Below are 19,209 nucleotides of genomic sequence, written 5' to 3'. Positions count from 1 at the left end.
CAGCAGGTTAGGGAACACCACTGACAACACACCGCTACCGCCCGGGGCCGCCGAGCGGGCCGGAGGTGTTGGGGGGAATGGCAGGTGACCCGGCGGAGCCGTGCGGGGGCGTGACGCCCCCGCACGGTGAGTCCGGCTAGATGCCGAACGGTGCCGCGTAGCGGACGGTACCGCTGGGCAGTGGGTGGCCGGCGTCGAGGGTGAGGGCCATCATGGCCTCGTCCGGGACGTCGAGGGTGACGCTGATGCCGTGGCCGGAGGCGCGGGTGAAGCCGAACCGCGGGTAGTAGGCCGGGTGTCCGAGGACGGTGACGAAGTGCTCGCCCTTGTCCTTGGCGGCCTTGAGTGCGGCGCGGATGGCCGCGGATCCGGCGCCGCTCTTCTGGTACTCGGGAAGTACGGCGACGGGTCCCAGGCACAGGGCCGGGGTGGCGTCGATGTGGCAGCGAGTCAGCAGGGCGTGGCCGACAGGCTTGCCCTCCTGGTCGGTGGTGACGATGGACAGGCCGTCGATCCAGGAGGCGTCGGTACGCAGAGCCTCGACGAGGTCGGCTTCCAGCGGGGTGTCGAACGCCGCCAGGTCGATCTCGCGGATGGCGGGGATGTCGGCGCCGGTCTCGGCACGCGTGATCCAGTCGGTGCGAATGCTCATGACGGGATGCAGATCCGTTTCGGGATGAGGTTCGTGCAGGTGTCACCTCGCGAGCTCACGCTCCCGGCGAGGGCGAATCCGGATGAGGTCAGACCGTCGCCCGGGACGTGAGGATGGTCCGGGCGCTGCGCGCGGCAGTGGCCTTGAGCGCGGTCATCAACCTCACCTCCCGCACATTCCTCGGCTCAGGAAGACACGAACATCGAAAACCCTAGCATCCAGCAAACCCACGCCAGTCGGAGCGGCATCCGCGAGGACGGATGGCGGAAGGCGTGGCCGCGTGCCGGCGGGGCTTCCGTGAGGGCCTCGGCTGACCGCACCGAGGCCCACCCCTACGAGAGCCCGGAGCGCTCGGCTCTCACCGATGCCCGTCGGCACGGTGGGCACGGCCGCACTGCTCGATGAGGTCCGCCGCCGTACGGAGCCCGTCGCGGGCTCGGATGGTTCTGGAGGCTTCCGTCAGGGTGCGCCGCAGGCGTCCGTCGCCCAGCAGCTGTGCCAGCGCCGCGTGCAGCTCACGGTCGGTGAAGCCGTACGGCTGGAGGCGGATGCCGTAGCCCAGCTCGGCGACCCGTTGTGCGTTGTCGTACTGGTCCCAGAAGAGCGGGAGCACGATCATGGGTTTGCCGAAGTGGAAGCACTCGGTGGTCGTGTTGTTGCCGCCGTGTGTGATGACGAGGTCGACCAGCGGGAGGATGCGTGTCTGGGGCAGGAACTCGGCACCCCACATGGTGGAAGGGAGTTCGATCTCCTCGTGCAACGGCCCCTTGGAGACGATGCAGCGGTGCGGGGTGCGCGCCAGCGATGCGATGACCCTGCGCATGAGGTCGACGTCGGCGGAACCGAGCGAGCCCAGGCTGAAGTAGATCAGTGCGCTGTCGTCCGAACCCTTGGCGGGGCCCTCCAGTTCCGCGGGCAGGGTGAACTCCTCGTCCGTCTCGCGGACCGAGGAGTCCAGCCGGTGCCAGGTGGGGCCCAGCGGGCGGGCTTCCGTGTAGTCGGCGATCTCCGGGTAGACGTACAGGTTCAGATCGCCCTCGTGGACGAACTCCAGGTCGGGTAACGGCCGTGCGCCCTGTTCCACCACCCAGGCGTTGAACGCGGCCCATAAGTCGCGGTGCGTACGGTCGTACTCGGCACGGAACCCGGGCCATTCCGTGCGGTCGCGGGCCGGGTAGCCGGAGAAGGGCGGTGGGACGTGCTCGCCCTTCATCTCAAGCGGGTTGCAGGAGACGATCCGCACGAAGGGCACGCCCGCCGTGGTCAGCGCGGGGAAGCAGACGACGTTGTCCTCGACGATCACATCAGGCCGGACCCGGTCGATGATCTCCTTGAGCCGGGGTTCGCAGTACCGGGCGCCGGAAATCAGCTCCTCCCACACCGGCCTGACCCAGGTCCCCAGTTGTTCGATCGTCGGCTTCCTGAACTCGGGAGCGGTGTCCCGTACGAAGTCCTTCCAGAACTGACCCGCTTCCTGGGGCACTTCGGGCGGCGGGGACAGGTCGACGAGTTCCTCCTCGAAGCCGAACGGGGTGAGCCTGCCCTTCCAGGACGCCTCGGCCGCGAACACCACGCGATGGCCTCGGCGGCGCAGTACGTCTCCTATGCCCACGCAGTTGTTGGTCGGCCCGTACGCGCTCTCCGGAGCGAAAAGGATCGTCAGTGGCCTCATGGAACCTGTCCTCCCTCGGGATCGGACGTGTCCGCTAGATTTTGCATCTCCTTGACCACGATCACTCACGATCTCTCACGTTACGGAGTCGGCAACCCCATGAGCGACATCGTCAACGGACTTGGCCGAGCCGCCGCTTACGGCGGCCTGGGCCTGATCCTGCTGGTCCTCGGCATCGTCCTGGTCGACGTGCTGACGCCCGGAAAGCTCGGCCGACAGATCTGGGAAGAGCGCAACCGCAACGCTGCGACCGTGCTCAGTTCCTCGTTGCTCGGCATCGGTGGCATCGTGTTCACCTCCATCTGGACGACGTACGAGGACTTCGGCAAGGGACTTGTGTCGACCGCCGCGTTCGGGTTGCTCGGGCTGGTGATGATGGCCCTGGCGTTCCTGGTGGTGGACCTGATCACGCCGGGGCGGCTGGGCGCGACGCTGGTCGAGTCCGAGCCGCACCCCGCGGTCTGGGTGACGGCGTCCTGCAACCTCGCTGTGTCCGCCGTCATTTCGGCTTCCATAGCCTGACCCGCCGATCGAGGCATCGCCCGTCAGTGATGTCCGAGCGGATCCCGGCGGTGCGGATGCGGCATCCGCACCGCCGGTCCCCTGAGGCGCCGCCCGTCCCGCCTGGTCAGAGGCGCTCGGTGATGGGACGCTGGGACTGAGAGGTGTACGAGGAGGGGAACCCCGGGAGGGCCGATGGGACGGGACGTCCCGGCGCTGGTCTTCACCCGCGAGGATCGCCGCCGGTACCGGAACAAGATGCAGGAGTGCCTCGACGCCTTCGCGCAGATGCTGCGCGAGTCACGGTTCGAGTCCGAGCGGCCCCAGGTGGGGCTGGAGATCGAGCTGAACCTGGTCGACGGCGAGGCAGAGCCGGCGATGCGCAACAGCGATGTGCTTGAGGCGATCGCGGATCCCGCCTGGTCCACCGAACTGGGCAGGTTCAACCTCGAGATCAACATTCCGCCCCGCCGTCTGACGGCGGGCGGCCCCGACTCCTGGGAGTCCGAGATCCGCACCGCGCTGAATCACGCGGAGCAACGCGCTTCCTCGATCGGCGCGCATCTGATCATGATCGGCATCCTGCCCACACTGCGGCAGGAGGACGTCGGCGAGAAGGCGCTGTCGGAGAACCCGCGCTACCGGATGCTCAACGACCAGGTCTTCGCGGCACGGGGCGAAGACCTGCGCATCGAGGTGGACGGCGTCGACCGGCTGCGGACCTACGCGGACACGATCACCCCGGAGGCCGCGTGCACCAGCACGCAGTTCCACCTCCAGGTGGCCCCGGAGCAATTCGCGGACTACTGGAACGCCGCACAGGCGATCGCCGGGGTGCAGGTCGCGCTGGCGGCCAACGCGCCGTTCCTGTTCGGCAAGGAGCTGTGGCACGAAACCCGTATCACGCTGTTCGAGCAGGCCACCGACACCCGCCCGGAGGAGATCAAGGTGCAGGGGGTGCGGCCCCGGGTCTGGTTCGGAGAGCGGTGGATCAACAGCGTCTTCGACCTCTTCGAGGAGAACCTGCGCTACTACCCTGCGCTGTTGCCCCTGTGCGACGAGCAGGACCCCTTGGAGACGCTGGACCAGGGCGACATCCCCGACCTGGCCGAGCTCACCCTGCACAACGGCACCATCTACCGCTGGAACCGTCCGGTCTACGCCGTCGCCCACGACATGCCGCATGTGCGGGTGGAGAACCGTGTCCTGCCCGCCGGCCCGACGGTCGCCGACACCCTGGCCAACGGCGCGTTCTACTACGGGCTCACGCGTGCCCTGGTGGAGGAGGAGCGGCCGGTGTGGTCCCGGATGTCCTTCGCGGCCGCCGAGGAAAACCTGCACATGGCGGCGCGGGACGGCATCGAGGCACGGCTGTACTGGCCAGGGACGGGCGAGGTCCCGGTGCCCGAACTCGTTCTGCGGCGTCTGCTGCCGCTGGCGCACCGGGGGCTGGAGCGCTCCGGCATGGACGAGGCCTGGCGGGAGCCGCTGCTCGGGATCATCGAGCAGCGGTGCGTCACCGGCCGTAACGGAGCGGTGTGGCAGAAGGAGATGTTCCACCACATCGACGCCTCCACCCGCTCGGGGCGGCACGAGGCCCTGCGGCGGATGACGCAGCTGTACATCGACTACATGCACCTCAACGCCCCCGTCCACACCTGGCCGGTCGACTGACGGAGGTCAGCTGGGCGCCAGGGGGCTTGGGAACCGGCGGGCCCCCCGGCCGCCGGGGCAGCCGAGGGGGCAGGGCCGTGGTGTCAGCTGGAGGGACCGGTGTCGCCCGGCTTGATGCGTCCGCGCCACGCTCCGGACTCTCCTCCGCGCTCCTCGATGTACTGCTTGAAGCGCTTCATGTCCCCCTTGACACGCCGGTCGATGGTGCCGAGCAGGTCCCCGACCTTTTCCACCGCACCGCTGGGCTCGATGTCCATCACGAGCTCCACCCGGGTGTGCGTGTCGTCCAGACGCTCGAAGCGGACCGTGCCCTTCTGCCTGGTGTCACCGCTGGTGGTGCGCCATGTGATGCGTTCGTCGGGGAGCTGGTCGACGATCTCGGTGTCGAACTCCCGCCGGGTTCCGCCGACCTTGGTCGTCCAGTGGTTGTGGCGGTCGTCCAGTTGCCTGACCTCCTCGACCCCCTCCATGAAGTTCGGGAACTCCTCGAACTGAGTCCACTGGTTGTAGGCGGTGTGGACGGGAACGTCGACTTCTACCGTTTCCTTGACCGTGCTCATCTGTGCGCCTCCGTTCTCGCTGATCGGCTTCTGGAGGCCCATCGGCCCACAGGCGGTCCGGGCCCGTGGCGACGAGTACCCGACGAGCTGCCGGTTACCACCGACCCGGATCCTTCGTGTTGCGGGCTGTCCGGTCGCTCACGAAAACTTGCCAGTAGCGGCCGTACTCCGGAGGGGCCTGGAACGATGGGCACATACGTCGAGCTCCCTGGCGTCAGGACGTGGTACGAGTCCGAAGGCGCCGGCGATCCGCTGCTCCTCCTCCACGGCGGTCTGTGTACGAACGAGACATGGGGAGCCCAGCGGGCCGCGCTCGCGGCGCACTATCACCTGTTCCTTCCCGAGCGCCGAGGGCACGGGCACACCCCCGACGTCGACGGACCGCTCTCCTACCAGGCCATGGCCGACGACACCATCGCCTTCATCGAGTCCGTCGTCGGGGGCCCGGCGCATCTCGTCGGATGGAGCGACGGCGGGATCGTCGCTCTGCTCGTCGCCATCGCGCGTCCGGACCTGACCCGGAAGGTCGTGGCCATGGGGGCCACCTTCCTCCCGGGCCCGCAGAGCTTCGCGGCGCCGGAGACGCTCGACCACATGACGCCCGATGCGCCGGACATGGCGATGTTCCGTGACATGTACGCAGCCACGTCGCCGGACGGCGCCGCGCACTGGCCGATCGTGGTCGCGAAGGTCGGCGACATGATCCGCACACAGCCGACCATCTCCAAGGGCGACCTGGGGCGTATCGGAGCACCCACGCTGGTGCTGGTCGGGGACGACGACCTGGCGACATTCGAGCACACGATCGCCCTGTATCGCGCGATCCCCGGTTCCGAGCTGGCGGTCGTCCCCGGGACCTCACATGCGCTGCCCATGGAGAAGCCCGAGCAGGTCAACCGGCTCATTCTCGACTTCCTCGGGAACGATGCCGTCCCGACGTTGTTCCCCATCCGGCGTGCCCCGCCGGTGTCCGACGAGGTGCCCGCACACGGCGCGCCCGAGGCGCCGCGGAGCCGGGCTACCGGGTGAACCGTACGGGCAGGCTCCGCGGGCCGCGGATCAGTATTCCGGGGCGCCAGGTGATCGCTGCCGGGTGGATGTCCAGGGCGAGGTCGGTGCAGCGTTCGAGCAGTGTCCTGATGGCGATGCGTGCCTCCAGGCGGGCCAGCGGGGCTCCCAGGCAGTAGTGGATGCCGTGGCCGAAGGCAACGTGTCCGCGGGCGTCACGGGAGATGTCGAAGCGGTCGGGCGCGGGGAAGCGCGCGGGGTCGCGGTTGGCGTCGGCCAGGGCTACGAGGACGAGTTCTCCGCCTTCGGGGATGACCGTGTCGCCGATCGTCACCGGTTCGGTGGTGAAGCGGTACGTGGGGGTCTCCACGGGGCCCTCGTAGCGCAGCATCTCCTCGATGGCGGAGTCGATGAGGGAGAGGTCCGTGCGCAGGGCGGCCAGCTGATCGGGGTGGGTGAGCAGGGCGAGGACGCCGTTGGAGATGAGGTTCACCGTCGTCTCGTGGCCGGCGACGAGCAGGAGCCAGGCCATGCCGAGGAGTTCCTCGTGGGACAGCCTGTCGCCGTCGTCGTCCGAGCCGTGCATCAGCGCGCTCAGGAGGTCGTCGCCGGGCCGCTGCCGCTTGCCCTCCACCAGCTCCCGCAGGTATTGCGCCATCGAGGCCGCCGCGGCCTCTCGGATTTTCCGGTCCATGGCGCCCAGCGCGTCGTTCGACCACGTCCTGAAGGACTCGCGGTCCAGGTCGGGAACGCCGAGGAGTTCGCAGATCACGGAGATGGGCAGTGGGAAGGAGAGCGCTTCGACGAGGTCGGCTCGTCCGTCGGGTGCGGTGAGCATCCGGTCCAGGAGCGCGTCGGTGGTCTTCTGGACGCGCGGGGCGAGTTCCTCGACCCGGCGCGCGGTGAACTCCCGGGCGACCAGCTTGCGCAGCCGCGTGTGGTCCGGCGGGTCGGCCCTCAGCATGTGGGGGCCGGAGGAGATGGCCCCCAGTGGCAGGGAGGGCGATGCCTTGCCCCAGTCCTTCGAGAGCCTGGGGTCCGCGAGGGCTGCGCGCCCGGCTTCGTACCCGACGACGAGCCAGGCCTCCGCACCTCCTTCCGGTATCCGGATGCGGTGCACCGGGCCCTGGGCCCGTAACCGTGCGTACACGGGGTACGGGTCGCGGGTGAAGGACTCACCGAGCGCGGCGAGGTCGACGATATCCATGGGGCTACCACCTCACTGACGGGTACGGAGGGAGACGGGCGGCACCTCACCGCCCCCCGACTGTAACCCGCACCACCACCGGGCGGACCTGAGGTGATGCCCCGCTGTTCGGTCAGCACGAGGGCCGCGACGCGCGGTTCCAGCTCAGCCGCTCCGGTAACCGCTGACGTGCAGAAGCCGGAAACCTTGGCCCACGAGGTCGTTGAAGGTCTGCTGGTACTGGCCGGCCGTCAGACCGTGACGAGCCTGGAACGGCGGCCCAGGACGCTGCTCGAAGATGGCGGTGAACCGTTCACCACCACCCGCACTCAGGTAACCGTTGACCTGCACCGGCCGGAAGCCCTGGCCGACAAGGTCGTTGAACGTCTGCTGGAACTGGCCGGCCGTCAGACCATGACGAGCCTGGAACGGCGCTCCTGAACGCTGCTCGAAGATCGCTGCGAACAGGTCGACACCGCCACTGGAGTAGCCGCTGACGTTCACCGGCCGGAAGCCCTGGCCGACGAGGTCGTTGAACCTCTGCTGGTACTGGCCGGCCGTCAGACCGTGCATCGCGTGGAATGAGGGCCCCGCGGACTGCTCCCAGATCGCGGCGAAGCGCTGGGTGTCGATGGCCTCTTGCACGCCCGGGGCCGCGGTGGCGCCGGTGACGCGCTCACCTTCGCTGATTTCACGGAGGGCGTCGTGCAGCTCGAAGGTCACGTCCGAGGCGTCGCCGTCCTCTGTCTGCAGCACCGTGGAGCCGAGTTCGGTTTCCACCACGGCCGCGGGGGCGGAGCCCCCGTTCTGGGAGTCAGGATCGGCGGAGGAGGTGCCCCATCCAACGCGTACTTCACCCGCGGGGGCACCGTCGGGGTCCTCCAGCTGGTAGACGACCTGTCCTGCGGAACCGGTCGCGGGTTCGTCAGTCCGGAATTCCCACTCTCCCCTGTCGCTGATGAGTTCCGGCGGACTCGAGGTCCACTCACCGCGATCGAGGCGCATCGCCGTACGCCTGAGCCTCAGGTTTCGGCGGTCCGCCCCTCTTGTCAGCGTGGCGTGGTTGTTGAGCGTGACATGCGTCGATCTGGTGGCCATCGCGCTCCCCTTCCAGCGAATTGACCGAAAAGATGTCTTTTCTACGCTACGCGTCGGCGCCTACCTGCGCTCAACGGCGCGAAGAGTGCTTGATCGACCACGCCTTGCAGTCACCCATCCACGCCGCCGCGCGGCGCCGTGCGATGTCGCCGGGCAGTTGTTCGCAGCCGACGCCGCCTGGACGCGGACGCGCTGGACGCGGTCCGTGAAGTGATGCGCCTGCTGAAGTCGCCCGCCGCGGCTGCCCTTTGCCGGTGGCTTGAGGCCGGCCACCGTCATCAATCCAGCGGGATGACAGGCCTGACGAGGGCGCCTCGGGTATGCGGGCGTTGCGCGACGAAATCGCCCTGTTCGGGGTCACGGTAGGCACTGGCCTGAATCAGCCATTTGGTGAACCAGGGTTCGCCGCCGCATTCGGCACCGCCCCCGTCGGCGCCGCGGACCTCGCGGCGGTCGGCGGTCAGCTCCCACTTGTAGGAGTTCTGGGCCATGTGCAGTCCTGACAGCATCGGCGATGCCGTGGCGACGCGGACGCCGTCGGGCATGACAAGGGTGTTGTCGTCTTCGAGCCATCGGGTCGGCATGCGGTCGCCCCAGGGAACAGGCTTCGCGCGCCGAATGCGTAGGCGTGTTCCCATTCGTCGGGAGTGGGCAGGCGTCGGCCCGTCCGTGCCAGCTCCTCGGTGATCGTGTCGTAGGTGGTGTGGGCCGCGAGCCACGCCGCCGTGGGTGTTCCGTCCGGGGCGAAGCGGACTCGGCCGTGGGTGTCCATGTCGGTTTCGGGCAGGATGAGATCGTCGACGAGTTCCTGGTATCCCGGCTTCCACTTCTGTATGAGCGCGGTGATGACCGGGTGGTCGAGGGGAGCCTCACTCACGCCGGCCTCGTCAGCGTGCGTTGCGGCGAGGAAGGCTTTCACATGCGCGGTACGGGGGCGCGAGGTGATCGCGGCGATGTGCTCGCGGATCTCGTCGACAGTACTGTCGGTCCGGCGGGCGCGGGCCTCAGCTCGGTCGTCCGGCTCAAGGTCGGCGTACTCGGGGAACGGGTCCAACGCCGTACAGCTACCGAGATAGGACAGAACTTCTTCGTCGGTCGGTGTCCACGATTCGGGGTCGAAGCCGAGCCGGGCGTGTCCGCCGGGGACGAAGGCGAACGGTCTCCCGTCGACCTCGATGATCGCGTTGTAGGCGGTTCGTCCGGCGAATTCGTGAAGGCGGACGGACGTGACGACACCACCCACCGTTCGAGCGGTTGCCTCGGCGGTGACTGCAGCCGCCCTTTCGTCGAAGCGGAGCCACTCGTCGAGGGTGATATCGGCGGTCGACATGCCGTGGAGTATGCCGGAACCGGCCGACAGTCGCTCGATGCAGAGTGGGCCTTCGCGGACCTGCCATCCTGGGAAGCTCGGCGGGGACGGCGCTTGCCCGCCGCCTGCGTGTCCCGGACGCCCGCGGGATCAAGTGGCCCCCGGCTGTTTGATCCACCCCACCGACCGCTCGACGGCCCGCTGCCAGTTGTCGTACTCCGACTCCCGCCGCTCGGGGTCCATGTCGGGCAGCCATTGGGCGGCCCGGTGCCAGTTGCGGCGCAGCACTTCAAGGTCCGGCCAGTAGCCGGCGGCGAGCCCGGCGGCGTAGGCGGCGCCGAGGGAGACCGTCTCGGCGACCATGGGCCGCACCACGGGAACGTCGAGCACGTCGGCCAGGAACTGCATGAGCAGGTTGTCCGCTGTCATGCCGCCGTCCACCTTGAGCTGCGTCAGGGCGACCGAGGAGTCGGCGTTCATGGCGTCGACGACCTCTCGTGTCTGCCATCCGGTGGCCTCCAGGACGGCACGGGCCAGGTGACCCTTGGTGATGTACGAGGTGAGGCCGACGATGACGCCGCGCGCGTCGCTGCGCCAGTGGGGCGCGAAGAGTCCGGAGAACGCGGGGACGATGTAGCACCCGCCGTTGTCCTCGACCGTCCGCGCGAGGGTCTCGATCTCCGGCGCGCTGCTGATCAGTCCCAGCCGGTCACGGAACCACTGGACCAGAGAGCCGGTGACGGCGATCGAGCCCTCCAGGGCGTAGACCTGAGGCTGGTCCCCGATCTTGTACGCGACGGTCGTGAGGAGTCCGTGCCGGGACCGCACGACGTCGGTGCCCGTGTTGAGCAGCAGGAAGCTTCCAGTTCCGTACGTGCACTTCGCCTCGCCCGGGGAGAAGCAGGTCTGGCCGAACAGGGCGGCCTGCTGGTCACCGAGTGCGGCCGTGATGCGGACGCCGGGGAGGACGGAGCGGGCGGCGCCGTAGTTCTCGGCGGAGGATCGGATCTCGGGCAGCATGGGGCGGGGGACCCCGAAGAACGACAGCAGCTCCTCGTCCCAGGTGAGCGTGCGGATGTTCATCAGCATGGTGCGGCTGGCGTTGGTGGCGTCGGTGATGTGCAGGCCGCCGTCCGTGCCGCCGGTGAGGTTCCAGATCAGCCAGCTCTCCATCGTGCCGAACAGCACCTCGCCCTCCCTGGCCCGCCGTTCCAGACCGTTGACATGGTCGAACAGCCAGCGGATCCGCAGCGCCGAGAAGTAGGTCGAGGGCTGCAGACCGCACCGCTCAAGGAAGAACTCGTCTCCGGGACTGCGTCTGAGGTCCTCGACGAGCGGTGCCGTTCGGGTGTCCTGCCAGACGATCGCCCTGCCCAGCGGGGCTCCTGTCCGCCGGTCCCACAGCACCGTCGTCTCCCGCTGGTTGGCGACACCGATGGCAGCGACCTCTCCCGCGCCGACACCGCCTTCGGACAGCGCATCGGGCACGACGCGCTGCAGATTGCGGAGGATCTCGACCGCGTCGTGCTCGACCCATCCGGGCCTGGGGAAGTGCTGCTGGTGCTCCCGCTGGGCCACCGTCACCAGCCGCCCGTGGTGGTCGAACAGAATGCATCGGGTGGAGTTGGTGCCCTGATCGATGGACATTACGTACCGTTCAACCATGATCGGGTCTGCCTTCCGATGAGTCGAGGAGGCGGTGGAGTCAGAAGCGGGACGCACCCAGGTCTCTGGAGATCGCCCGTGCGGCCTCGCGGAGCAGGGTGATCAGGCTGGGCCGGGGGTGGCCCTGGCTGTCGCAGATCCTCTCGACCGGGCCGGACAGTCCGATCGCGCCCACGACGAGGCCACCGTGCCCCCGGATCGGCGAGGCGACGCCGGCCTCCCCCATGCTCATTTCCTGGACCTCACCGGCCCACCCGAGTTCCCGGATCTCCGCGAGTACCCGGGTGAGCTGCTCCGGCACGACCAGGGTGTGCCGGGTGTATGCCTCCAGCCCCACTTCCAGGGCCGACTCCAGGGGCGCGGTCCCGAAGGCCAGCAGAACCTTGCCGAGCGAGGAGGCGTGCAGTGGCAGCAGCGAGCCCACGTCCAGGGTCTGGAGCGTGTCGTCCGGCCGGAACACGTGGTGGACGACGAGGACCTTGCCCTCCAGGGGCGTGCCCAGGCGGACCGCTTCCCCGCTGCGCGCCGCCAGGGCGTCGGCCCAGTTGATCGAGCGTGACCGCAGCTCGTTGACGTCGAGGTAACTGGTGCCGAGGTGCAGCAGAGCGGCCCCGAGCTGGTACTTTCCGGTCGCCTCGTCCTGCTCCACGAAGTCCACGTGCTGGAGCGTGCGCAGAATGCCGTGGGCCGTGCCCTTCGCCAGCCCGAGCGAGGCGGCCACCTCGCCGAGACCGAGTCGGCGGGGCCCACCGGCGAGCAGACGCAGAATCGCCGCCGCCCGTTCGATCGACTGGACTGGGCCGGCCATGAAGCGAGCCTATTACCGTCAGGGACGGTTCGCTGTACGTGCAAGTGGACGTTTCAGCGGCACATGGGTGTGGTCGTTCGGTAATGCCGACCGCCGTTCATTGACCGCCCTTTTTTCACTCCATAGCGTGCTTCGAGGCCCGGCACCTCGCGCTGCGGCCGGCGTCTGGCCAGCAGCGCCCACCGGAGGAAGGCATATGGCGGTACAGCTCAACACGATGCCTCGGGAGGCGGTCGAACACGTCTGGCCGCTGCAGCCCGCCACCGGGGCCGTCTCGGCCGTGCGCCGAGGGGCAGGGACGGTACTCGCCGAGTGGAAGGTGTCCCCCGAGGTGATCGAGGACTCCCTGTTGGTCGTGTCTGAGCTGCTCACCAACGCGCTCGTCCACGCCCTGCCCCCGGCACAGCTGCGGCTGTCCTGGTTCCGCAGCGATGGCCTCGACACCCTGCGCGTCGAGGTCACCGACGCGGGGCCCGCTCCTGCGGAGGGGAGGTCGGCCGCGGAGATCGATCCGGACGAGCACGGCCGGGGCGAGGCGATCGTCCACGCGCTGGCGACTCGGCACGGCATCCGGGTCCACGCCGGCGGGGTCACCCGGTGGGCCGATCTCGTCGCGGCGTGAGCACGCGGCCGGAGGTGCCACGGCCGTTTCACGACGAGCGGTGCGACGGGACGGGGAGACAGCCACGAGCGGCCTCGGAGCCCGGTTCGGGAACCGCCCGCTCCGACCCGGCTGCGTCGAGGGTGGCCGGCTTGCGGAGCAGGAGCAGTGCCGCGTCGTCGTGCAGCCGGCCGCCCACATGCGCCAGCAGTTCGTCGTGGAGTGCGGTCAGCGTGCGTGCCGGCTCGTCGGACACATGACGCGCCAGCCCCTCGGCGAGCGGATAGAACTCCCGGCCGTCGTTGCGGGCCTCGGTGACCCCGTCGGTGTACAGGAGCAGTTGCTCTCCGTCGGCGAAGGGCAGCACCTGGAGGCTCGGGGCCAGGCCGGAGAGGGCGCGCAGCCCGAGGGGCGGGGCCGGGTGAGCGGGGTCCAGCGCCATGATGCTTCCGTCTCCGCGGACCAGCAGCGGAGGCGCGTGACCGCAGTTGACCACCTCGAGATGCCCCGTCCGCGGGTATCCGGCGACCACGGCGGTCACGAAGTCGTCGCTCCCCAGATTGCGCGCCAGGCTCCGCTCGATCCGGCCGACGACGGCGAGGAGATCGGGTTCGTCGTAGGCGGCCTCACGGAAGACGCCGAGCACGAGCGCGGCGGTCCCCACGGCCGGCAGTCCCTTGCCGCGCACATCGCCGACGATCGTCCGGACCCCGTACGGGGTGGACACCAGCGCGTAGAGATCCCCGCCGATACGGGCCTCCGCCGCCGCGGCGCTGTAGCGGACGGCCGCCCGGAAGGGGCCCACCGTCTCCGGAACGGGTTTGAGCAGGGCGTGCTGAGCGGCCTCCGCGACGGAGCGGACGTCCGCGAGCACCTGTTCACGACGTTCGCGCAGCGCGCCGGCCAGGCCGCTGGCCAGGGTGACGGCCACCACGGCGGACAGGACGGCCACCATTTCACTCCCCGGGACCCCGTCCTGGATGCCGAGCATCACGGCCACGGCAGCGGCGAGGAGCCCGACACCCAGGACTCCGCGAGGCCCGCTGGTGGTGGCGGCCAGCGCCGGCCCGGCCGCGAGCAGCGGCCACCAGATCATCCCCGCTCCGCCGAGGAGATCGATGAGCACGACGACGGAGACGATCAGTACGGGCGCCCCGGCGGCCAGCTGGGTGGCGGCACGCCTGCGGGCTGACGCTCCGGAGTCGGCCCCTCGGTTCCTGAACGGCCGCATCGGCCAGGGGGCGCCACCATCGTCTCGGGCCTCAGTCATGTCTCCGTCCGCGGTCCTCACCTGTCTGCGGGATTTACTCCCGGCATGTCCGTTTCGTCCAGGAAACGGGTTCGGCGCGGGCGCCACAAGGACCGGATTTTCAGATAGTGAGCGAAAGGCCTCTGGTCACTCGGTTCGCGGCCGGGATCAGCCGCTCCCGGATCTCCGCGAGCCGGGAGAGGCGGTCCGCCGGCAGTGAGACACCGAGCGAGCCGAGCGTGTCCCCGCTGTAGACGGGTACGGCGACGCAGACCGTGCCGAGGGCGTACTCCTCCAGGTCCGTGACGGCCGGGGCCGCGGGCGAGGCGTCGAGCCGCCGCAGAAGCTCCGGGAGGCTGGTGATGGTCCGCGGTGTGAGGTCGGCGAGGTCGTGACGGGAGAGGTAGTCCTTGCGGGAGTCGTCGTCGAGTTCCCGCAGCACGGACTTGCCCAGCGCCGTCGCGTGTCCCGCGTCCTCGAAGCCCACCCAGAGGTCGACCCGGGGTGCCCGGGGGCCGTCGACGATCTCGGCGACCCGGATCTCACCCTCCTCGTAGAAGGTGAGGTAGGTGGCGGTCGCCAGCTCGTCCCGCAGAGCGGCGAGAGTGGGACGGACGCGGCTGAGCAGCGCCTGCCCACGGCTCGTGGTGTGCAGCGCCTGCAGCTTGTCGCCCAGGATGAACCCGCCGTCGTCCAGTTTCCGGACGTATCCGTCGTGTGTCAGCGTCCGCAGGAGGTGATAGGCGGTGGCCAGGGGCAGGCCCGTCTCACGTGCCAGCTGCTTGGCCGGCGCGCCGTTGTCGTGCGCGCTCACCGCCTCCAGCAGGCGGAAGGCTCGTTGCACCGAGGTGATGAGCGTGGGGCCGTCCTGCGCAGCCATAGGACCAGCCTGCGCCTGGCGCCGGGCGCAGGCAAGACGCACGCCGCTCCGCGCGGCGGCGTCCCGGATCCGCATGCCCCGCGCCGCTCATCCGGTCCCGGTGTCGTCCCCCCGTTCGCCCTCCGCCTGGGACGGCTCGGTCCTGGGCACGTCCGGGTGCTGTTCCGCGGCGGCACGCTCGGCCGGTTCGTCGCGCTCGCCCTCGGCCTGGGACGGGGTGTGGGAGTACAACCAGGTGTCGTAGTCCGAGGCTCCGGTCTTCATGGTGGGCCTCCCTTGGTCGCTCACCCCCCATGCTCCTCCTGCTGCGCCAGTCGGCAAGCCCGGCCATCGGCCTCGTGCCGCGGCCGGCCCCACCCCGTCACGCCGTGCGCCTACTCTGGGCCTGTGGTGCCTCTGGCGAGCTCCGCGCCCAGAGAGCCGGAGGATCTGGTGCGAGCCCTCACAGCCGCCGGAATCACGGACCAGCGGCTGCTCAGGGCCGTGCGGACGACGCCCCGGGCGGGATTCGTGCCGGCCGGTCAGCTCGCCGCCGCCTACTGGGACGTACCCGTCGCGATCGGGCTGGGGCAGGTCACCACGCAGCCGTCGCTCTCCGCCATGATGATCGAAAGCCTCGGTCTGCGGGGGGACGAGCACGTCCTCGAAATCGGTACCGGCCTCGGTTTCCAGACCGCGCTGCTCGCCCGGCTGGCCGCCGACGTGGTGAGCATCGAGATGCGGCCGGAGATCGCCCGGCAGGCACGTGGCAATCTCGCACGGCACGGTGTGCGCAACGTGGAGTTGCGGGTGGGCGACGGCAGCGGCGGGGTGCCGGACCGCGCGCCGTACGACGCGGTCGTCGTGTCGGCCGCCTTCCCGGAGGTGCCGGAGCCGCTGGTCGCGCAGGTGCGGCCGGCCGGCCGCCTGGTGCAGCCCATCGGGCCGGGCGGGCACGAACAGGTGGTGTGCTTCGTGCGGGGGACGTCGGGTCTGGAGCGGGAGCGCGTGCTGACCGCGGCCCGCTTCGTCCGGCTGCAGGGGCGGTACGGCTTCCCACAGGGCGGTGCGGAGCTTCCCTGACGAGGTGTACGGCGCGGAGGGCCTGCCCTACTCGTCACCGACGCGCACGACCGCCAGGGTGATGTTGTCGGGGCCGCCCGCCGCGATGGCGGCCTTCCACAGCTCGAAGGCCGCGCGGCCGTCGTCGTGTTCCCTCAGCACCTCGTCGATGACGTCCGTCGTCAGCGGATCGGTCAGACCATCGGTGCAGACGAGATAGCGGTCACCGGGCGACACGGGCGCGGCTGTCACATGCGGGCGGATCGAACGGTAGGTGACGCTGCCGCCCAGGCACTGGGTGACCAGGCTCGTCGTACGCCGTCCCGGTTCGAGCGGCGGGCTGTCGTCGACGCTCACCTGACGCAGCCCGTCGCGAGTGACCGCGAAGACCCGGCTGTCGCCCACGTTGAACGTGAGCAGTGAGCCGGGCTGTACGACGATGCCGGCGACCGTCGTCCCCATGGCGGTCAGCGCGCGTCCGTCATCGCCGTCGGCGGCCTCGTACACGGCACGGTTGCAGGCGTTCAGGACATCACGGACGGCGACCTCGCTGCTCAGGGCGGGCCCGAGCCACGCGATCCGGCGGGCCACCAGCGCGCTGGCCACGTCGCCACCGGGATGTCCGCCAAGACCGTCGGCGACGGCGACGACGACGGGGCTCGCGTACGGGAAGAACAGCGTCTGAGGGTTCTCGGTGACAGTGGCGCACAGGGTCCACGGTCCGATCACGAGACTGTCCTCGTTGTGGTCACGGATCAGACCGGGATGGCTCAACGCGCTCACAGCGACGTACGGCATGGGGCGCCACCGCCTTCCCGCGCCGGACACACCGCCCGGGGCCGGGCTTTCGCTCCAAGTCTAGGAACGGCTGCTTCCGGCGTGCCAGTGCGGCGTCCGACGGGCCTGCCCGTCGGACGCCTCGGCCGGTCAGCCGCCCAGCGCCCCCAGGACCACCAGCTTGGCCTCCTCCTGGACCTGGCGGAGGTGGTCGGGGCCCAGGAAGGACTCCCCGTAGATCTTGTAGACGTCCTCGGTGCCGGAGGGCCGGGCCGCGAACCAGGCGTTCTCGGTGGTCACCTTGATGCCGCCGATGGGTGCGCCGTTGCCCGGTGCCTCGGTGAGGACGGCGGTGACCGGCTCTCCGGCGAGGGTGTCGGCGCTGACCTGTGCCGGGGACAGCTTGGCGAGGCGGGCCTTCTCCTCACGGGTCGCCGGTGCGTCGATGCGGGCGTACGCGGGTTCGCCGAAGCGGGCGGTGAGGGCGGCGTAGTGCTCGGAAGGCGTCTTGCCGGTGACGGCCGTGATCTCGGACGCGAGCAGGGCCAGGATGATGCCGTCCTTGTCCGTGGTCCACACCGAACCGTCGCGGCGCAGGAACGACGCCCCCGCGGACTCCTCGCCGCCGAAGCCGAGCGATCCACCGACCAGTCCGTCCACGAACCACTTGAATCCCACCGGGACTTCGACCAGTCGGCGGCCGAGGTCGGCGGCGACCCGGTCGATCATGCCGGAGGACACCAGCGTCTTGCCCACACCGGCTTCGGCGGGCCACCGCGTGCGGTGGGCGTACAGGTAGGAGATGGCGGTGGCGAGGTAGTGGTTGGGGTTCATCAGCCCGCCGTCCGGGGTGACGATGCCGTGCCGGTCGGCGTCCGCGTCGTTGCCCGTCGCGATCTGGAAGCGGTCGCGCTGCTCGATGAGGGAGGCCATCGCGTACGGCGACGAGCAGTCCATGCGGATCTTGCCGTCCCAGTCCAGCGTCATGAACCGCCAGGTGGGATCGGTGAGCGGGTTGACCACGGTCAGGTCGAGGCGGTGCTGCTCGGCGATGCGGCCCCAGTACGCGACGGAGGCTCCGCCCAGCGGGTCGGCGCCGATGCGGACGCCGGCGGCGCGGACCGCGTCGAGGTCCAGCACGTTCGGCAGGTCGGAGACGTACGCGCCGAGGAAATCGTAGCGGCCGGTGCCGGGCGCGGCCAGTGCCTTGGCGTAGGGCAGGCGCCGTACGTCCTTCAGGCCGCCCGCGATGATCTCGTTCGCCCGGTCCTGGATCCAGGAGGTCGCCTCGGAGCCCGCTGGACCGCCGTTGGGCGGGTTGTACTTGAAGCCGCCGTCGGTGGGCGGGTTGTGGGAGGGAGTCACGACCACGCCGTCGGCGAGGCCGGTGTCGCGGCCCCGGTTGTGGGTCAGGATGGCGTGCGAGACCGCCGGGGTGGGGGTGTAGCCGTCCGCGCTGTCGATGAGGACGGTCACGTCGTTGGCCGCGAACACCTCCAGCGCGGTGGCCCTCGCCGGCTCGGACAGGGCGTGGGTGTCGGCGCCGAGGAAGAGGGGGCCGTCGGTGCCCTGTGCCGTGCGGTACTCGCAGATGGCCTGGCTGGTCGCGGCGATGTGGTCCTCGTTGAACGCCGTGGCCAGCGAGGATCCGCGGTGCCCGGACGTACCGAACGCCACCCGCTGCCCGGGCTCGGACGGGTCGGGGTGCAGCGCGTAGTACGCCGTCACCAGCCGGGCCACGTCGATCAGATCCCCGGGGTCGGCCGGCTTGCCCGCTCGCTCATGCTGCATGAGCTCACTCCTCCACATCGGTCGTGAATCCGCTCGCGATCTCATCTTCCCCCTTGCCGGGCCGCGGACTGAAGCCGCGTCCGAACCTCGTCGCCGACGGAACCGCATAGGGTGAAGCCCATGACCGAGGTGGAGGTGCTGCAACTCCTGGTGTCACCTGCACACCGGCTGGCCGGGCGGCCCTCCGACGGGCCCTCCCCCGGCCCGTCCGACGAACGCGTTGCGCGGGTGGAAGTACGGCGCGGCATGGGGCTGGTCGGCGACCGATACTACGGCCGGCCCGCCCACCGGAACGCGGCGGTGACCATGATGGCCGCGGAGAACCTCCCCTTGGACATCGATCCGTCCGTCGACCTGCGGCACACGCGCCGGAACGTCCTGCTCAGGGGTGTCGACATCGACTCCTGCGTCGGCGCGACGATCTCGCTGGACTGCGGTCCTGGTCCCGTGCTCTTCGCCGTGAACCGTCCCGCCCGGCCCTGCGCCTGGATGGACGTGACCGTCGGTCCTGGTGCGCAGCGGGCGCTGCGCGGCAAGGGCGGCGTGCGGTGCACACCCCTGAGCGACGGGGTGCTCTCCCTCGGTCCGGCGACGTTCCGCGTCGTCGGCCCGCCGGATGCGGGGACGACGACAGGCCTTTGAGCCTGCAAACACAACACCTCCACCTGATGTGCACGTTGTCGGTATGCCCGCCGGGAACTCGGGCAGCACCCACCGACGTGTGCCGGCATGCGCTG

20 protein-coding genes are annotated in these 19,209 nt (G+C 69.9%); 6 read left to right on the top strand and 14 right to left on the bottom strand.

The window, feature by feature from the left end:
• Positions 1-136: 136 nt before the first annotated feature.
• Both NW895_RS33520 and NW895_RS33515 read right to left on the bottom strand, forming a co-directional pair.
• Positions 137-646, bottom strand: a complete 510-nt coding sequence (locus NW895_RS33520; RefSeq protein WP_289940664.1) for an N-acetyltransferase — start codon at positions 644-646, stop codon at positions 137-139.
• 364 nt (positions 647-1,010) lie between these two features.
• Positions 1,011-2,324: a nucleotide disphospho-sugar-binding domain-containing protein gene (locus NW895_RS33515; RefSeq protein ID WP_289940503.1), complete on the bottom strand. Its 1,314-nt coding sequence runs from the start codon at positions 2,322-2,324 to the stop codon at positions 1,011-1,013.
• Between the two features lie 99 nt (positions 2,325-2,423).
• Between NW895_RS33515 and NW895_RS33510 the strand changes: the two genes are divergently transcribed.
• Together NW895_RS33510 and NW895_RS33505 are read left to right on the top strand one after the other, a co-directional pair.
• Complete coding sequence (locus NW895_RS33510) at positions 2,424-2,846, top strand: DUF350 domain-containing protein (RefSeq protein ID WP_289940501.1); 423 nt, start codon at positions 2,424-2,426, stop codon at positions 2,844-2,846.
• Positions 2,847-3,020: 174 nt separating this feature from the next.
• The gene (locus tag NW895_RS33505; RefSeq protein ID WP_289940498.1) at positions 3,021-4,499 is read left to right on the top strand and encodes a glutamate--cysteine ligase; all 1,479 of its coding nucleotides are present in this window, start codon (positions 3,021-3,023) and stop codon (positions 4,497-4,499) included.
• 83 nt (positions 4,500-4,582) lie between these two features.
• On the opposite strand, the gene NW895_RS33500 is transcribed toward NW895_RS33505, so the two are convergent.
• The gene (locus NW895_RS33500; RefSeq protein ID WP_289940496.1) at positions 4,583-5,059 is read right to left on the bottom strand and encodes an SRPBCC family protein; all 477 of its coding nucleotides are present in this window, start codon (positions 5,057-5,059) and stop codon (positions 4,583-4,585) included.
• 186 nt (positions 5,060-5,245) lie between these two features.
• Here NW895_RS33500 and NW895_RS33495 point away from each other — a divergent pair, with 186 nt between their 5' ends.
• Positions 5,246-6,088 (top strand): alpha/beta hydrolase, encoded by an 843-nt coding sequence (locus NW895_RS33495; RefSeq protein ID WP_289940495.1) that lies wholly within the window; start codon positions 5,246-5,248, stop codon positions 6,086-6,088.
• Here NW895_RS33495 and NW895_RS33490 read toward each other — a convergent pair.
• The 6 genes from NW895_RS33490 to NW895_RS33465 form a co-directional block, all read right to left on the bottom strand.
• A complete protein-coding gene (locus NW895_RS33490) occupies positions 6,078-7,274 on the bottom strand; it encodes a cytochrome P450 (RefSeq protein WP_289940494.1) in 1,197 nt (398 codons plus the stop codon). The two genes, NW895_RS33495 and NW895_RS33490, sit on opposite strands and share 11 nt — an antisense overlap.
• Before the next feature lie 144 nt (positions 7,275-7,418).
• Positions 7,419-7,976, bottom strand: coding sequence for a hypothetical protein (locus NW895_RS33485; RefSeq protein WP_289940493.1), 558 nt, complete (start codon positions 7,974-7,976; stop codon positions 7,419-7,421).
• Positions 7,977-8,629: 653 nt separating this feature from the next.
• The gene (locus NW895_RS33480; RefSeq protein WP_289940492.1) at positions 8,630-8,842 is read right to left on the bottom strand and encodes a hypothetical protein; all 213 of its coding nucleotides are present in this window, start codon (positions 8,840-8,842) and stop codon (positions 8,630-8,632) included.
• Positions 8,812-9,681: a hypothetical protein gene (locus tag NW895_RS33475; RefSeq protein WP_289940491.1), complete on the bottom strand. Its 870-nt coding sequence runs from the start codon at positions 9,679-9,681 to the stop codon at positions 8,812-8,814. The genes NW895_RS33480 and NW895_RS33475 overlap by 31 nt, the downstream gene beginning before the upstream one ends.
• A gap of 129 nt (positions 9,682-9,810) precedes the next feature.
• Complete coding sequence (glpK, locus tag NW895_RS33470; protein WP_289940489.1) at positions 9,811-11,325, bottom strand: glycerol kinase GlpK; 1,515 nt, start codon at positions 11,323-11,325, stop codon at positions 9,811-9,813.
• 40 nt (positions 11,326-11,365) lie between these two features.
• Entirely contained in the window at positions 11,366-12,133 is a 768-nt protein-coding gene (locus NW895_RS33465; RefSeq protein WP_289940488.1) for an IclR family transcriptional regulator, read from the bottom strand.
• Positions 12,134-12,329: 196 nt separating this feature from the next.
• Here NW895_RS33465 and NW895_RS33460 point away from each other — a divergent pair, with 196 nt between their 5' ends.
• A complete protein-coding gene (locus NW895_RS33460) occupies positions 12,330-12,755 on the top strand; it encodes an ATP-binding protein (protein ID WP_289940486.1) in 426 nt (141 codons plus the stop codon).
• A gap of 28 nt (positions 12,756-12,783) precedes the next feature.
• On the opposite strand, the gene NW895_RS33455 is transcribed toward NW895_RS33460, so the two are convergent.
• From NW895_RS33455 to NW895_RS33445, 3 genes are all read right to left on the bottom strand, one after another.
• On the bottom strand, positions 12,784-13,830 hold the full coding sequence (locus tag NW895_RS33455) for a PP2C family protein-serine/threonine phosphatase (RefSeq protein ID WP_289940663.1): 1,047 nt from the start codon (positions 13,828-13,830) through the stop codon (positions 12,784-12,786).
• Between the two features lie 274 nt (positions 13,831-14,104).
• Entirely contained in the window at positions 14,105-14,863 is a 759-nt protein-coding gene (locus NW895_RS33450) for an IclR family transcriptional regulator (RefSeq protein WP_289940484.1), read from the bottom strand.
• An 87-nt stretch (positions 14,864-14,950) separates the two neighbouring features.
• A complete protein-coding gene (locus tag NW895_RS33445) occupies positions 14,951-15,127 on the bottom strand; it encodes a hypothetical protein (protein ID WP_289940482.1) in 177 nt (58 codons plus the stop codon).
• 168 nt (positions 15,128-15,295) lie between these two features.
• Between NW895_RS33445 and NW895_RS33440 the strand changes: the two genes are divergently transcribed.
• On the top strand, positions 15,296-15,925 hold the full coding sequence (locus NW895_RS33440) for a protein-L-isoaspartate O-methyltransferase (RefSeq protein ID WP_289940480.1): 630 nt from the start codon (positions 15,296-15,298) through the stop codon (positions 15,923-15,925).
• Positions 15,926-15,952: 27 nt separating this feature from the next.
• Here NW895_RS33440 and NW895_RS33435 read toward each other — a convergent pair whose 3' ends face one another.
• Positions 15,953-16,702 (bottom strand): PP2C family serine/threonine-protein phosphatase, encoded by a 750-nt coding sequence (locus NW895_RS33435; protein ID WP_289940479.1) that lies wholly within the window; start codon positions 16,700-16,702, stop codon positions 15,953-15,955.
• Between the two features lie 129 nt (positions 16,703-16,831).
• The gene (pgm, locus tag NW895_RS33430) at positions 16,832-18,472 is read right to left on the bottom strand and encodes a phosphoglucomutase (alpha-D-glucose-1,6-bisphosphate-dependent) (RefSeq protein WP_289940478.1); all 1,641 of its coding nucleotides are present in this window, start codon (positions 18,470-18,472) and stop codon (positions 16,832-16,834) included.
• Positions 18,473-18,592: 120 nt separating this feature from the next.
• On the opposite strand from pgm, the gene NW895_RS33425 reads away from it, so the two are divergent.
• Positions 18,593-19,114, top strand: a complete 522-nt coding sequence (locus tag NW895_RS33425) for a molybdenum cofactor biosysynthesis protein (protein ID WP_289940477.1) — start codon at positions 18,593-18,595, stop codon at positions 19,112-19,114.
• Positions 19,115-19,209: the final 95 nt, after the last annotated feature.

This window comes from Streptomyces sp. S.PNR 29, from assembly GCF_030386795.1.
In the GTDB taxonomy this organism is placed as follows: Bacteria; Actinomycetota; Actinomycetes; order Streptomycetales; family Streptomycetaceae; genus Streptomyces.
This window is presented reverse-complemented; position numbering and strand designations above follow the sequence as displayed.